The following is a 14,397-nucleotide window of genomic DNA, read 5'->3' on the forward strand; positions in this document are numbered from 1 at the left end:
CAGGTTAAGCCTTGGCCCGGCGAGCCTTGAAGAAATCACTGAGGATCTGCCCGCACTCCTCCGCCAGCACCCCGCCTTCCACCATCACCCGATGGTTCAGGAACCCCTGCCCGAAAAACTGCCCTTGGCTCTGCACGATCCCCGCCTTGGGCTCCAGGGCGCCAAACACCACGCGCATCACCCGCGAATGCACGATCAGCCCCGCACACATGCTGCACGGTTCCAGGGTCACGTAAAGGGTGCTGCCGGGCAGCCGGTAATTACTGGCAGACTTCGCCGCTGCGCGGATGGCCACCATCTCGGCATGCGCACTGGGGTCGCTGTCGATGATCGGCCGGTTGAAGCCCTGGCCGATCACCTGGCCATGCTGCACCAGCACTGCCCCCACCGGCACTTCCCCCATGCTTGCGCCTTGCGCAGCCAATGTCAGTGCCAGGCGCATGAATTCCTGATCGCGGCTGCGATCGATGATCTGCGGGCGCATCAAACCACCGCAATCGCGGCCATCAGGCCGGTTTCCATGTGGTCGATGACGTGGCAGTGGAACATCCAGGTGCCCGGGTTATCCGCCACCAGGGCCACCTGGGCGCGCTCGTTCTTGCCCAGCAGGTAGGTATCGGTGAACCACGGCTCCTTGATGTCGTGGCGGTTGGAGGCGATCACCTTGAAGCTCATGCCGTGCAAGTGGATCGGGTGCTGGTACTGGGTCATGTTCTTCAGCTCGAAGATGTAGCTCTTGCCCTTCTGCAACGTGGCGATGGGGCGGTCCGCGCAGGTCTTGTCGGTGATGTCCCAGGCCTGGCCGTTGATCTGCCACATGCTCGAGGGTTTGTCCGGGTCAGGGGTGACAGTGACGTTGGCCGCCCATTCGAAATTGAAGTTGAGCTTTTCGGCATTCTCCAGGTCCGGCTCGGCGATCGGGTTGGGCGGCAGCGCTGGCGGCCAGTCACTCGGCACGTCGTTACTGGCCACCGAACGCAGGGTGCCCAAGCGCACGAAACCGTCTCGCAGGGAAATCTCCTCACCCGCCTCGGGAATACGGATGGCCAGGCAGATACGCATGCCGGGGCCGAGCCAGTACTCGTCTTCCAATGGGCGCGGGGTCACCGGGTTGCCGTCGAGGGCATAGATTTTTGCCTCGCAGTTGCCCTTGAGGTTGAGGCGGTAGGTCCAGGTGTTGTCCAGGTTCAGCAGGCGCACCCGCACCACGTGGCCGGCCGGCAGCTCGGTCACCGAGTCGGGCTGACCATTGATGGTGATCAAGCGCCCGGCGGTGCCGTTGCGCGCGGCCTCGCGCGGGATGCTGAAAGGTAGCCAGGCGCCCTGCTCGTCCACGTGCCAGTTCTTCAGGCTAAGGGTGCGCTCATGCTGGAAACCGGTCGGCTCGCGCTCCTCGACGATTAGCGGGCCGACCAGACCGCGCCCCAGCTCTTCGGAGCTGCTGACATGCGGGTGATACCAGTAGCTGCCGGCATCCGGCACGCGGAACTTGTAGTCAAAATACTCGCCCGGCTTGACCGGCAGTTGCGAGACGTAGGGCACACCGTCCATTTCCAGCGGCAGGCGAATGCCGTGCCAGTGAATGGTGGTTTCCACCGGCAGGTGGTTGATGAAGCGTACCCGCAGCCAGGTACCCTGGCGCACGCGAAGCTCGGTACCCGGCGCCGACGGGCCGAACGCCCAGGCCTCGGTCTTGAAGCCCGGCACCAGCTCGACGTCCAGCGGCGCTGCAATCAACTCATAATCGTGGCCGGCGTTTTCGTCTTCGACCTTGCCCAGCCAGTAACGCGCCGCGCCACCGGCGCCCAGGCCAACCACAACCAGGCCAGTCAGGCCCTTGAGCATTTGTCGACGGGTGAAGGACATCGGTGCGGGTACCTCGTGTTCTGCGCAATCAAGCTGCCAGCAGCGGCTGGCGATGAAGGGCGAATACGATACACCTGCAAATAGGAAAGATTAAGTGAAGTGTTGTTTCAATGGCCTAAGCCACCCTGTCCCTGGTGTTTACGCTTGTTTACAGATTCGCAAACCGCTGTACACGCACAATGGTTTTTTTATTCAGCAAGGCCGACATCATGGCAGCCATTACCTTTCGCCCTGCAGTACCCGAAGACGCCGCAACCTGTATAGCCATCCGGGCCCAGACCAGGGAGAACGCGTTCACGGAAGAGGACCTGCGCGCCCTGGGCATCACCGTCGACACCTGGAGCAGCGGCATTCGCGACGGGGGCTCCCCTGGGTTCGTGGCTTGCAATGCTGATGAGATAGTCGGCTACTGCTTCGCCGACAAGGACAGCGGCGAGGTCACCGTACTTGCCCTGCTACCCGCATACGAGGGCCAGGGAACCGGCAAGCGTTTGCTTCAGATGGTTGTCGATCAGCTGCGGGAACTGGGGTTCGAACACCCCTTCCTGGCTTGCTCCAGCGACCCGAACGTACGCTCATATGGCTTCTATCGTCATCTGGGCTGGAAACCGACAGGTGAGCAGGATGAAGCGGGAGACGAGATCCTGCAGCTCGGTTCGATGTAGCGCTAAAAAATGCAAAAGCCCGCATTCAAGCGGGCTTTTGGGTGTTTCCGGCTATTGGTGCGGGATCATTCCAACTCTATTATCAATAGGCACATAAGAACCATTGGAACCGCACTATTCAAAGAAAATTCTATTTCGAAACCATGAAAAATACCATACTGGAAACTCCTCTTGAGGGTGATATCGCTAGGAACACCTTCCTAGGGCAACGCCAGTAAAAACTGCCGCATCAACACTGGAATCCGGAGAACATCAGCCCATAATCGAATCGGGCGACCGATAGGGATATCGTCTCATCCAAGCTATGAGAGGCCAGGAAGCGGACAGGTTGAGCGGATACGGCTTGGGCCTTAACGGCGCAGCGCAAATGCTGCAGCGTCCTCAGCGCCGTGAACCTCGGCGTCAAGCAGGCGCTCGTAGACCGTCATCGCACGAGTTTTGATCTCTATTGGTGAACGCTGAAGTGCAATCACAAGCCCTATAAATTCGCCGTCGTACAACCCTCCAACGGTCCTATCTGGCGATGTACGTGCAAGCTCAGTTGCAGCCTCTGCGATTTCAAGCACCAGCATTTCAAAGCCTGGATAAAGCAACAGGTGCTGAAGCGAGCGTACAAACAGCAGCCCCATCGATTCTCTAAGCAGATCAATATTTACTGCAACAGAAGCCAACAGGGCTCGCGTCATCTCATCGGGAGGTAATCGCTCGCCACGATCTACAGCTGTAGATAGAGCATGAGCCTCGAACCCACTGACAATGCTAGCGACAGAAATGAGGTAGGCATGCGAGCGGCTCCGAATATCGAGATCAAGTTCACTCCACCCCGCTGCAGCCGCAAATAGCACGCCAGACCTGGCAGAAATATCATCCCCGGCCATCACCGCTTCGACTATCTCGCCCATCCCACAAGAAGCAGCGCTATCGACAATTACGCTAGCAGCAGAGAACTCACCACCAATCTGCCTAAGCTTATGATCGCTATGACTGAGCCAGAAGTTGACAATCTCCTGCTTTAGGCTCGTATGCATGCGAACGCGCAGGCGCCACAACGACTGGACTACAGCTGCATCTTCAAACGCCGCTGGAAACCTCCGCCAGATCGCCTCAATCAGTTCGCCCACTCTTGCCGCGTCTGCCCACCAAAGTTCATGCGACCTGAACATTAGGATCGCACTCCAAACCTCGGGATCTTCAGGATGAGTAACGTGTAGTTCCAACTCCTCGAGCCAACCATCACAATCCACGCCGTCACGATGGAGATATCCCGCTGCGATCGCTGACAGCAGCGTGAAATTGCGCTGAGGGAGAAAATGCATCCCACCGCCCCGGCCAAATAGCATGGCCTCAGGGCGTTGATCTGGTTTCTCATTCCGCTCACGATTGGATCTGTTTAACTCGGCATTACGTACTGTTTCTGCTGCCAGCACATTGGGGTCGCGCTGCAGCCAGCCCTTGAGCAACTCGATGTCACGACCCTCAAGACCTTTCAGGCGTTTAGCGAGTACCTCCATGGCGCTGGCAACATCGTGGCGAAAGCTAGTCGACGAAAAGCCACGGGATTGGGCATCCCAAATCAAAGCTTTTTGTGTCTGAGCGTCAACAGCCTCAACCGCCGACAACTCCCTAATCGCGGCGCCCGTAACCTGCTCGTGTAGACCCGGTTGTAAACGCGGAATGATTCGAAGAACACGATCTGGAAACGACTTCGCAAACGCGGCAAAAGCCCGAGACAACTCAGTAACGCCGCCCTTCAGCCAGTGTTTCGGGTGCTCATGGCGGCCAGTATGGTCATTTACTGCATCGAACATTTTGATAATCGCATCGTCACTGGCTTTCGCCATCTGATCGTGGCTCATGGGGGATCCAACTAATTGCGCCATCCTCCGACCGCCACGCTTTGCTTTTAGCGTGGGCTGTTCAACCTGCCACTCCTCAACTTGCCTACGACGACGGGGCGTCAGCACTTGCACAGGTAGTTCGGCAAGTAAACGCAACCTCCGCTCATCAGACCAACGGAGCAATTGCCTTCGCTGGGTAGGATCTCGCTCTTCCTGTAATTCTCCCCCCCAAGGCTCCCAAGACTCGATGTAATCGCGCATCCGCTCAATATCAGCGAGAGAGAGGTAGGGAGTGATCTGGGCAATCAGTGTGCTTGACGACCATCCGCAGATCACATGGCCGACACTACTTTCATCGTCGAACGTGTCGCTACCTAGATGAAGACGCCGCTCATCGGCCAGGAGAAACGAGAACGCATACTCAGCAAATACAGCCGAGTTCGCCGCCAGGGTATCGGCCACTAGGGAAACTCTGAAAAAGACTTCCAAATCTGGTGAGATACGGCTGTCCCACGAACTGAACGGTTGAGCCCCGATGAAGCAAATGTCTTTCGCTGATGCCGAGTACGCAGGCAAACGTAAGCAGACCCGCCGTGAGCGTTTCCTGATTGAGATGGATCAGGTCGTGCCCTGGAAAGGCCTGATTGCGTTGATCGAGCCGCATTATCCGAAGGGTGAAGGCGGTCGTCCGGCGTATCCGTTGATGGCCATGCTGCGGGTTCATCTGATGCAAAACTGGTTCGGCTACAGCGATCCGGCGATGGAAGAGTCCCTCTACGAAACCACGATTCTGCGCCAGTTTGCCGGGCTGCATTTGGATCGGATTCCGGATGAAACCACGATCCTCAACTTCCGCCGGCTGTTGGAAAAACATGAGCTGGCCGGTGGGATTTTGCAGGTCATCAACGGCTATTTGGGCGACCGAGGTTTGCTGCTGCGTCAGGGAACTGTGGTCGATGCGACGATCATTCATGCGCCCAGTTCGACCAAGAACAAGGACGGTAAACGCGACCCCGAAATGCACCAGACAAAGAAAGGAAATCAGTACTATTTCGGGATGAAATCGCACATCGGTGTCGATGTTGAATCCGGTCTGGTACATAGCGTGGTGGGCACGGCGGCGAATGTGGCGGACGTGACTCAGGTCGATCAGTTGCTGCATGGCGAGGAAACTTACGTCTCTGGCGATGCCGGTTACACCGGCGTGGAGAAGCGTGCGGAGCATCAACATCGCCAGATGATCTGGTCGATCGCAGCGCGCCCCAGCAGCTATAAGAAGCATGCAAAAAAGAGCCTGATCGGTCGCATGCGCCGCAAAATCGAATACGCGAAAGCTCAAGTCCGGGCCAAGGTTGAGCATCCATTCAGGGTGATCAAGCGCCAGTTTGGTTATACGAAAGTCCGCTTCCGAGGCTTGGTGAAAAACACCGCGCAGCAGACCACACTGTTTGCCTTATCGAACCTGTGGATGATGCGAAAACGACTGTTGAATGCAGGCGAGGTGCGCCTGTGATGTGGACAATGAGCCCTGAAAAGGTGCTATTCCGCAAAAAACAGTGAACTGACAGGAGGAAAGGTCTGATTTTCGATTAAGTCGGTGTTTTTTGAACCTCAGACAGCGAGGCCGTTAAAAACGGCTGCTTACTTCAGACCTTCCCTAGCGATTGGACCTCGTCAATTTCCACAGCAACAGCAGTAGCAAGCAAGGTGCGCGCACCTTGCGGGTCAGAAACCGCTGACTCTTCGAGCACACTTCGCAGAAGCTGCGTCAAATGCCCCTCGCCAGAGTCATATTTCCAATTGTATGGAACAGATATCGATTGCGGATACCGATGCCCGGGCCGTCCACCACTAACTTCTCGCGATGCCACCCCGACAAACCAAGGCAGGAGCCGTTCGGCACAATAGAGCGGTGCGGCTGCCGCAATCTTTTCAACACCATAAACCCTGATGCCAATGTGCCGATCCGCAGACTGCAACTCAGCCCAAAATGAGATGAGATCCAAAGCAACGCTGGTATTGCCGTTCTCATGCAAAGTCTTGGCGTAATGGGATATCGCCCAATCTGCCAACGTCGTTCGATTGAGTATCGTACGGACATGGGCGATTGCACGGTCGGTCGCAATACCAGAACGCTCAAAGAGACTAAACACGTCTCCGTCATGTGAAGCATCCGACCAGTAGCGGTCGACCAGATCCATAACTTGGCTCGAGTCTTCAGCAACTTCTTGGACGAGCAGCATGGTCGCATTCCAGCGATGCTTTTCGTCCTGTAGAAGAAAAGGAAGAAGCGGCAGCACACCTGACCTCCAGCACGGCCATCTTATCGCTAGCTGCCTGAATGCCCGATTCGCAAGTGCATGATCGTTACGCGCCATCCAATCGACCCAAGCAATATCACTTGCGCTCGGATCATCAGCACTCGCCAAAAAATCGGCCACAAGATGGCGCAAATGTCTGCGTGTCTTGGGGTTTGGTAGCAACAAGCGAATAGACACCTCATAGGAAGTCATATCAACCCTTCGCATGTGCTCAAGGCCGCGCAAGACTGTTCCCCGCGCAAATAACCCTTCTTGGCGACTCCATGCGTAATCAGCCAACTCTTGTGCGGTTCGGAGTGTCTTAGCCTGGAAATCATCGAGCCATGACTGATGACTGAATCCGATACTGGCGTCTTCACGGATGACGATGCCAATCGACTCGGCCCAACGCAGCATCTCGCTGGAGTCAGGGTCATAGTAAGCGGCCGGCCGCCAGAGGCTCTCATACTGCGTCATGTCAGCTGCGAGTTGGCGCAAGAACGCCAGACATGAAGCACGCGCGGCCCCTACAGGTAGTTTTTTGTCGAGCCATCGATCAAGTAAGTTTGCTGCTGTAAAATCCGCAGGATTCAAACCAGATTTTGCAAGATCAACGTATATACCGAGAGCAAAAGGTGTACGCAGCGCCTCTTTGAGACTATCCGGCACGACAGTGGAGTCGATACCGAGCTCACCTAGCAGTGTGGATACCCGCTCGAACGGAGGCAGAGTAAGTAGTAACTCATCCGCATCAAGCAACTTAAATCGAGCGTCGAACTTCGCCTCAAATGGTCGCGAAGAAACGATAACATGAATTGGAAGTTTATTGCCCTCTTGACTCTGTACCTCCTGTAGCCGAGACGCAAGACGAAGTAAGACCTGCATGCGCTGTGAACTCTGGTCCATCACTTCACTGACAGCGTCAAGCTGATCAATGATGAGCACAACCGGGGCTTCAACCGCAAGCGAGAGAAGCTCCTGCTCGATATCACCTGACATACCAAGATCGCGAGCGAGGTCGGCGAAATTCACAATATTAGGGCTAAGCATGTCGGCCTTTATCGCTAGCACAATCTCGCCGCGGGCCTTGAGGGCACAATACAGCTCAGCGAGAAGTGCTGACTTCCCAGTCCCTGCTCCTCCGACGACTAGCGTAGAGCCTGCAGGATGCCGATTGATCCGGTGGATCAGATCGTCAAACTCTGGTCGCTCTATATGCTGCCCCCAAATCAGTTGAGGCCAGTCGGCCAGACCGCGCGACCCCCGTGTTATGTCTTCCTCAACATCAGCTCTGGTAAATTTTTGTGTGGTCTTTGAGACCAAGCCAACTGCAGCGAACCGAGCCTTAATCATGGCTTCGGCATCCTCCACAGCCACGACAAGTTGAACTTTGAAAAACCGTTGACGGACAGCAGGGATACACTCCAGTAACGCATCGAGGTCGACTGGTCTAAGAAGCTCATATTTCAGGTTCTTCAGGGCAGCCCTGATGCCTGGCATGACAGCCTCGATCTTCAGCATCGAGAATGCTTCATACTTTTTAATGACGTCGGCAGTCAGACCTAAAAGCTTTGTTTCATTGGCAGTTAGCCAAGTCTGTGGCGCATCGAAAAAATCGATTGAGTGCTGGCAGGATCTGAAGCAAGGGCAAGAATAAATCGAAAGCCGGCCGATTCCGGCATAAGTGCGGGCTCAAGTATAGCATTTAGAAGAAACTTGATTACCTCACGGAGCGTGTCCGGCCGGGTAAAACCGGACTTAACCTTTTTGCACTGAATAAGCCCAACTGCCCTCTCATCCTTCGTGAGCCAAACATCCCGCCCTTGATCAGCGCCCGTGACCATCAAGCGAGCATTGCTGTACCACGACAAATCAGATGTATGTCCTCGATAGAGGCTGTACAACAGAAGCTCAAAATCAGCGTCCGTTAACGCAAGATAATTTGCTCTATCTGGTCCTACGCGCCCTTCGTCTACGGCTTCTACGTGAGCATACGCAACGCTAATCTCATCATCTGTGAGGACTTTCATTCTAGCCTTCCGTGCTTGACGATACCCAGCTACCGACAGAGAGCTGGCACCAACACAATGCGCTCTTTCAATCGAGAGAATAAACCATTCGTTCGGGCATGAAAAAACCGGCAAAAGCCGGTTCTTTCATACCACGCGGGGATCATTCCCACTCGATAGTCGCCGGCGGCTTGCTCGACACGTCGTAGGTAACGCGGGAGATACCGTCGATTTCGTTGATGATACGGCCGCTGACGGTTTCCAGCAGTTCGTACGGCAGGTGTGCCCAGCGCGCGGTCATGAAGTCCACGGTCTCGACGGCACGCAGGGCCACGACCCAGGCGTAGCGACGGCCGTCGCCAACGACGCCAACCGACTTGACCGGCTGGAACACCACGAACGCCTGGCTGGTCTTGTGGTACCAGTCGGCCTTGCGCAGCTCTTCGATGAAGATGTGGTCGGCGCGACGCAGGATGTCGGCGTATTCCTTCTTCACTTCACCCAAAATGCGCACGCCCAGGCCCGGGCCCGGGAACGGGTGGCGGTAGACCATGTCGTACGGCAGGCCCAGTTCCAGGCCGATCTTGCGCACTTCGTCCTTGAACAGCTCACGCAGCGGCTCGACCAGCTTGAGGTTCATTTCCTCCGGCAGGCCGCCCACGTTGTGGTGCGACTTGATCACGTGGGCCTTGCCGCTCTTGGCGCCAGCCGACTCGATCACGTCCGGGTAGATGGTGCCCTGAGCGAGGAACTGGATGTTTTCCAGCTTGCTGGCTTCGGCATCGAAGATGTCGATGAAGGTACGGCCGATGATCTTGCGCTTCTTCTCCGGGTCGGCTTCGCCTTCCAGGTTATCGAGGAACTGCTTTTCAGCATCGGCGCGGATCACTTTGACGCCCATGTTCTCTTTGAACATGGCCATCACCTGGTCGCCTTCGTGCAGGCGCAGCAGGCCGTTGTCGACGAATACGCAGGTCAGCTGGTCGCCGATGGCCCGGTGCAGCAGCGCGGCAACCACCGAGCTGTCGACGCCGCCGGACAGGCCCAGCAGGACGTTGGCCGAACCGACTTGCTCACGCACCTGGGCGATGGCGTCTTCAACAATGTTGGAAGGCGTCCACAGGGCTTCACAGCCGCAGATGTCCTGCACGAAGCGGGACAGGATGCGACCGCCTTGCTTGGTGTGGGTCACTTCCGGGTGGAACTGCACGCCGTAATAGCCACGGGAATCGTCGAACATGCCGGCGATCGGGCAGCTTGGGGTGCTGGCCAGCACGTGGAAGTTGCCCGGCATCTGGGTAACCTTGTCGCCGTGGCTCATCCACACGTCCAGGCCCAGTACGCCGTCGCCGTCAACGTGGTCTTCGATGCCGTCGAGCAGGCGGCTCTTGCCGACCACGTCTACGCGGGCATAACCGAATTCACGCAGGTCGGAACCTTCTACCTTGCCGCCCATCTGCTCGGCCATGGTCTGCATGCCGTAGCAGATGCCCAGCACCGGTACGTTCAGGTCGAACACGGCCTGCGGAGCGCGTGGGCTGTTGGCTTCGTGGACCGATTCGGGGCCGCCGGCGAGGATGATGCCGCGCGGGTTGAATTCGCGGATCGCTTCATCGTCCATGTCGAACGGGTGCAGTTCGCAGTACACGCCGATTTCGCGCACGCGGCGGGCGATCAGCTGGGTGTACTGGGAACCGAAATCGAGGATCAGGATGCGGTGAGCGTGAATGTCGAGGGCCATGACTCAATCTCGTCAGTGGAAATCGGAAACGACGCGGGGCTGTCGTGACAGCCCCGCATGCTTATATTGCTGGAAGCCTCAGCCTACACGGTAGTTAGGGGCTTCTTTGGTGATCTGCACGTCATGCACGTGGGACTCGGCCATGCCGGCACCGGTGATACGCACGAATTCCGGCTTGGTGCGCATCTCTTCGATGGTTGCGCTGCCGGTGTAGCCCATGGACGAACGCAGGCCGCCCATCAGCTGGTGGATGATCGCGGCCAGGGCGCCTTTGTAAGGTACGCGGCCTTCGATGCCTTCCGGTACCAGCTTCTCGGCGCCGGCCGAGGAGTCCTGGAAGTAACGGTCGGACGAGCCTTGCGCCTGTGCCATGGCACCCAGCGAGCCCATGCCACGGTAGGCCTTGTAAGAACGGCCCTGGAACAGCTCGACTTCACCCGGAGCCTCTTCGGTACCGGCGAACATCGAACCCATCATCACGCAGGAAGCACCGGCAACGATGGCCTTGGACAGGTCACCGGAGAAGCGGATACCGCCGTCGGCGATCAGTGGCACGCCAGTGCCTTCCAGTGCGGCGGCAACGTTGGCGATGGCGCTGATTTGCGGCACGCCGACACCGGCAACGATACGGGTGGTGCAGATGGAGCCTGGGCCGATACCGACCTTGACGGCGTCAGCGCCCGCTTCGGCCAGGGCCTTGGCAGCAGCGCCGGTGGCGATGTTGCCGCCGATGACCTGCACTTGCGGGTAGGTTTCTTTCACCCAGCGAACGCGGTCAATCACGCCTTTGGAGTGGCCGTGGGCGGTGTCGACAACCACCACGTCAACGCCAGCGGCAACCAAGGCGGCAACGCGCTCGCCGGTGTCCTTGCCGGTGCCGACCGCAGCGCCAACACGCAGACGACCTTGGTCGTCCTTGCTGGCCAGCGGGTAGGCCTTGGCTTTTTCGATGTCCTTGACGGTCATCATGCCCTTGAGGTTGAACTTGTCGTCAACGATCAGGACCTTTTCCAGGCGGTGCTTGTGCAGCAGCTCGCGCACTTCGTTCTTGTCGGCGCCTTCGCGGACGGTGACCAGACGCTCTTTTGGCGTCATCACGTCGCGGACCTTGGCGTCCAGGCGGGTTTCGAAGCGCACGTCACGGGAAGTGACGATGCCAACCAGGTCACCGTTCGCCAGCACCGGTACGCCGGAGATGTTGTTCAGGCGGGTCAGGTCGAACAGGTCGCGCACGGTGGCGTCGGCGTCGATGGTGATCGGGTCCTTGACCACGCCAGCCTCGAACTTCTTGACCTTGCGTACTTCGCCGGCCTGCTGTTCGATGGTCATGTTCTTGTGGATGATGCCGATACCGCCTTCCTGGGCCATGGCAATGGCCAGGCGCGCTTCGGTCACGGTATCCATGGCGGCGGAAACCAGCGGAATGTTCAGCTCGATGCCACGGGTCAAACGGGTCTTGAGACTGACTTCATTGGGCAGTACCTCGGAATAACCAGGTACAAGGAGGATATCGTCGAAGGTCAGGGCTTCTTGGCTGATACGCAGCATCGCGGGGGCTCCCGGGCGGGAAAAATGGAAGCGCGCCATTATACTCATGCACGGCGCGCCGCTCAATGCAAAATAAGGGCCTTCGGTCAGCCTTGTGGCAGTTTTACCTGCACCACGGCCACCGGCTGGTCGAGCCAGTCGGCGAAGCTGTCGAGAAAGGCCTGGGTAAACCCGGCCTCGCCCCAGTTGTTGAAGATGAACCCCAGGTTTGAAAAGGCACATGGCTGCAGGTAAATGAAGCCATTGATGTCATCTTCGAAGCCGCACAGCGGGCAGGTGAAGTTGTCACTTACCCCCGGCATCCACTCTTCCAGGCTTTCGAACAGCGGCTCGCCCACCTCGCGCCGGCATTCCGGGCAACCGGCTTCTTCAAGGAAGCCATCGGTCGGGGTATAGATGCAGCGCTTGAGCATCACTTCCAGGCCGTTGACCTGCTGGCCGAAGGGCAGTTTTTCGGGGTGCAGGGCCACTTTGCGCGCGCCTGCAGCCAAGGCATGCCCCATGCGGTTGCCGGTACGGCCACAGGTGGTCAGTTGCTCCTCGACGACCTTTTCGCGCACCAGCCAGCGCAGGATGGCGCGGGCGCGGGCTTCATGCACCGGGACGGTGGACAGCTTGGGAACGATGATGCTCTGGGTGTTCATGAACGGGAAAAGCCTGAAAAACTGCGGTAATGACGCAATTCTACCGCTCAGCCGCTCAGGTAGCGACCGATCAACGCCAGCCCGCTGGCCAGCACCAACCAGGTGACCAGGCGTACAAATGCCTCACGGGACAGCCGGTGGGTCAGCCTGCGCCCCAGCCAAAGGCCGACGAACATGACCGGCAGCAAGCAGGCGGCAAGCAGCAGCAAGCTTTGGTCGGCATAGACACCGGCGAGCAGGAACAGCGTCAGGCGCACCACCGTGCTGCAACTGATCAGCGCGCTCTGGGTGGCACGTACCTGCTCTTTTACCTCCAGGCGTGCGCTCAGATATAGGGCGTACAAGAAACCGCCGCTGCCAAATAGCGCGCCGAACAAACCACCTGCCGTACCCATCGGCACCGCCCACACGCCGGACAATCGGGCCGGCCGCACCTTCACCGCCAACCCGTACAGCGCGTAGGCCGTGACGAACAAGCCCATCAGCAGCAGCAAAAGGTCGGATTTCAGTTGCAGAAGAAATACCACGCCCAGCGTGCAGCCCAGCGCCATGAACGGCAGCAGCCGCAACAACTCGCTGCGCACCACGTCCCGGCGCGATGGCAGCAGGTTGCCGAACGCGGCAACGAAGTCCAGCAGCACCAACAGCGGGATGATGCGTGACAACGGCATGAAGTGGATCAGCACAGGGCCGGCCACCAGCGCCGTGCCGAAACCGGCGATGCCAAAAACGATATAGGCGGCACCGACACCGAACAGGATGGGCAGCCAGTCAAGGCCGGAAAACGACAGTTGGGCAAGCATGGCAGCAGTTCCTGAAAAGTCAGGCCAAGGTTAGCCAGCCATGAGCCATGCCGACTAATATGCCTTTATCGCCATAGCTATCTTGAAAAGGCATGACATGACGTCGATCCGCCAGTTGCGTTACTTCGTGGAAATTGCCGAGTGTGGCAGCTTCAGCGGTGCCGCCGAACGGCTGTACATCGCCCAGTCGGCACTGAGCCGGCAGATCAAGGAGCTGGAGCAGCAACTGGGCACGCCACTGTTCGAACGCACGGCACGCCTGCCACGCCTTACGCTGGCCGGGCAGGCCTTTCTCGAACGGGCACGCCGCTTGCTGGCCGACCTGGCGCAAGCAGAGCGCGTAACGCGCGACATTGGCGAGGGGTTGCAGGGCAGCCTGCGCCTGAACCACTCCAGTACCGTGCCGCTGATCGGCCCCTTGCTGGCTCGCCTGGGGGACTATCTGCGGGAAAACCCGGGGGTTTCGCTGGAGATCGCGCAGCAGTCGTCGGAGGCCCAGCTGGAAGATATTGCGGCCGGGCGGCTGGACATTGGCCTGCTGCGCTTGCCAGTGCTGCGCCAGCACGAAGGCGTGGTGCTGCATGAACTGTTCAGCGAACCGCTGTTGCTGGCGGTCGCGGCTGGGCACCCGTTGGCCAATGCGCAGTACGTTCAACTTGAGCAATTGAGGGAAGAACGTTTTATTTCCATCCCGCACCGGGACCGTGGCGGGCTGAGTTACCTGTCGGCTTCGTTGTGCATGGAGGCCGGTTTCTTTCCGCGCGCGGCGCAGGTGCTGTCGCGCAAAACTACGCAATTGCAGCTGATTCAGGCGGGCTTCGGGGTGGCGTTACTGCCAGCGTGCATGCGTGAAATTGCGCCGGCTTCGGTCAGTTTCGTGGCGCTGGAGGGGGGCTGCGAGAGCACCGTAGCGCTGGCTTGCCGACGTGATGCAGGGCAGATGGTGCGCCAGTTCGTGGCAGCAATGCAGCGTTGAACCAAGC

At 58.3% G+C, this 14,397-nt stretch carries 12 protein-coding genes; 3 read left to right on the forward strand and 9 right to left on the reverse strand.

The window, feature by feature from the left end; genetic code table 11:
* Nucleotides 1-4: 4 nt before the first annotated feature.
* Complete coding sequence (gene tadA, locus D8767_RS23810) at nt 5-484, reverse strand: tRNA adenosine(34) deaminase TadA (RefSeq protein WP_016713031.1); 480 nt, start codon at nt 482-484, stop codon at nt 5-7.
* A complete protein-coding gene (locus D8767_RS23815) occupies nt 484-1,866 on the reverse strand; it encodes a multicopper oxidase family protein (protein ID WP_016713032.1) in 1,383 nt (460 codons plus the stop codon). Before D8767_RS23815 ends, tadA begins: the two co-directional genes overlap by 1 nt.
* Nucleotides 1,867-2,075: 209 nt before the next feature.
* Here D8767_RS23815 and D8767_RS23820 point away from each other — a divergent pair, with 209 nt between their 5' ends.
* Nucleotides 2,076-2,531: a GNAT family N-acetyltransferase gene (locus D8767_RS23820; protein WP_029380258.1), complete on the forward strand. Its 456-nt coding sequence runs from the start codon at nt 2,076-2,078 to the stop codon at nt 2,529-2,531.
* Between the two features lie 350 nt (nt 2,532-2,881).
* Here D8767_RS23820 and D8767_RS23825 read toward each other — a convergent pair whose 3' ends face one another.
* Complete coding sequence (locus D8767_RS23825) at nt 2,882-4,831, reverse strand: hypothetical protein (RefSeq protein WP_177412728.1); 1,950 nt, start codon at nt 4,829-4,831, stop codon at nt 2,882-2,884.
* Between the two features lie 73 nt (nt 4,832-4,904).
* Here D8767_RS23825 and D8767_RS23830 point away from each other — a divergent pair, with 73 nt between their 5' ends.
* Nucleotides 4,905-5,882 carry an IS5 family transposase gene (locus D8767_RS23830; RefSeq protein WP_033902000.1) on the forward strand — a complete coding sequence of 326 codons (978 nt, stop codon included), beginning with the start codon at nt 4,905-4,907 and terminating at the stop codon, nt 5,880-5,882.
* 133 nt (nt 5,883-6,015) lie between these two features.
* Here the strand turns inward: D8767_RS23830 and D8767_RS23835 are convergent, their stop codons facing one another.
* The 6 genes from D8767_RS23835 to D8767_RS23855 form a co-directional block, all read right to left on the reverse strand.
* The gene (locus D8767_RS23835; RefSeq protein WP_256658599.1) at nt 6,016-8,190 is read right to left on the reverse strand and encodes an ATP-binding protein; all 2,175 of its coding nucleotides are present in this window, start codon (nt 8,188-8,190) and stop codon (nt 6,016-6,018) included.
* Nucleotides 8,191-8,255: 65 nt separating this feature from the next.
* Nucleotides 8,256-8,699, reverse strand: coding sequence for a hypothetical protein (locus tag D8767_RS29390; RefSeq protein WP_231115630.1), 444 nt, complete (start codon nt 8,697-8,699; stop codon nt 8,256-8,258).
* 142 nt (nt 8,700-8,841) lie between these two features.
* Complete coding sequence (guaA, locus tag D8767_RS23840) at nt 8,842-10,419, reverse strand: glutamine-hydrolyzing GMP synthase (RefSeq protein ID WP_016713073.1); 1,578 nt, start codon at nt 10,417-10,419, stop codon at nt 8,842-8,844.
* Between the two features lie 78 nt (nt 10,420-10,497).
* Nucleotides 10,498-11,967, reverse strand: coding sequence for an IMP dehydrogenase (guaB, locus tag D8767_RS23845; protein WP_016713074.1), 1,470 nt, complete (start codon nt 11,965-11,967; stop codon nt 10,498-10,500).
* Nucleotides 11,968-12,053: 86 nt separating this feature from the next.
* On the reverse strand, nt 12,054-12,611 hold the full coding sequence (locus tag D8767_RS23850) for a hypothetical protein (RefSeq protein ID WP_028698964.1): 558 nt from the start codon (nt 12,609-12,611) through the stop codon (nt 12,054-12,056).
* A 47-nt stretch (nt 12,612-12,658) separates the two neighbouring features.
* Nucleotides 12,659-13,414 (reverse strand): sulfite exporter TauE/SafE family protein, encoded by a 756-nt coding sequence (locus D8767_RS23855; protein WP_016713076.1) that lies wholly within the window; start codon nt 13,412-13,414, stop codon nt 12,659-12,661.
* A 97-nt stretch (nt 13,415-13,511) separates the two neighbouring features.
* On the opposite strand from D8767_RS23855, the gene D8767_RS23860 reads away from it, so the two are divergent.
* On the forward strand, nt 13,512-14,390 hold the full coding sequence (locus D8767_RS23860) for a LysR family transcriptional regulator (protein ID WP_016713077.1): 879 nt from the start codon (nt 13,512-13,514) through the stop codon (nt 14,388-14,390).
* The last annotated feature ends 7 nt before the right edge of the window (nt 14,391-14,397 follow it).

The sequence above is a fragment of the Pseudomonas sp. LTGT-11-2Z genome (assembly GCF_003691445.1).
Lineage (GTDB): Bacteria > Pseudomonadota > Gammaproteobacteria > Pseudomonadales > Pseudomonadaceae > Aquipseudomonas > Aquipseudomonas monteilii.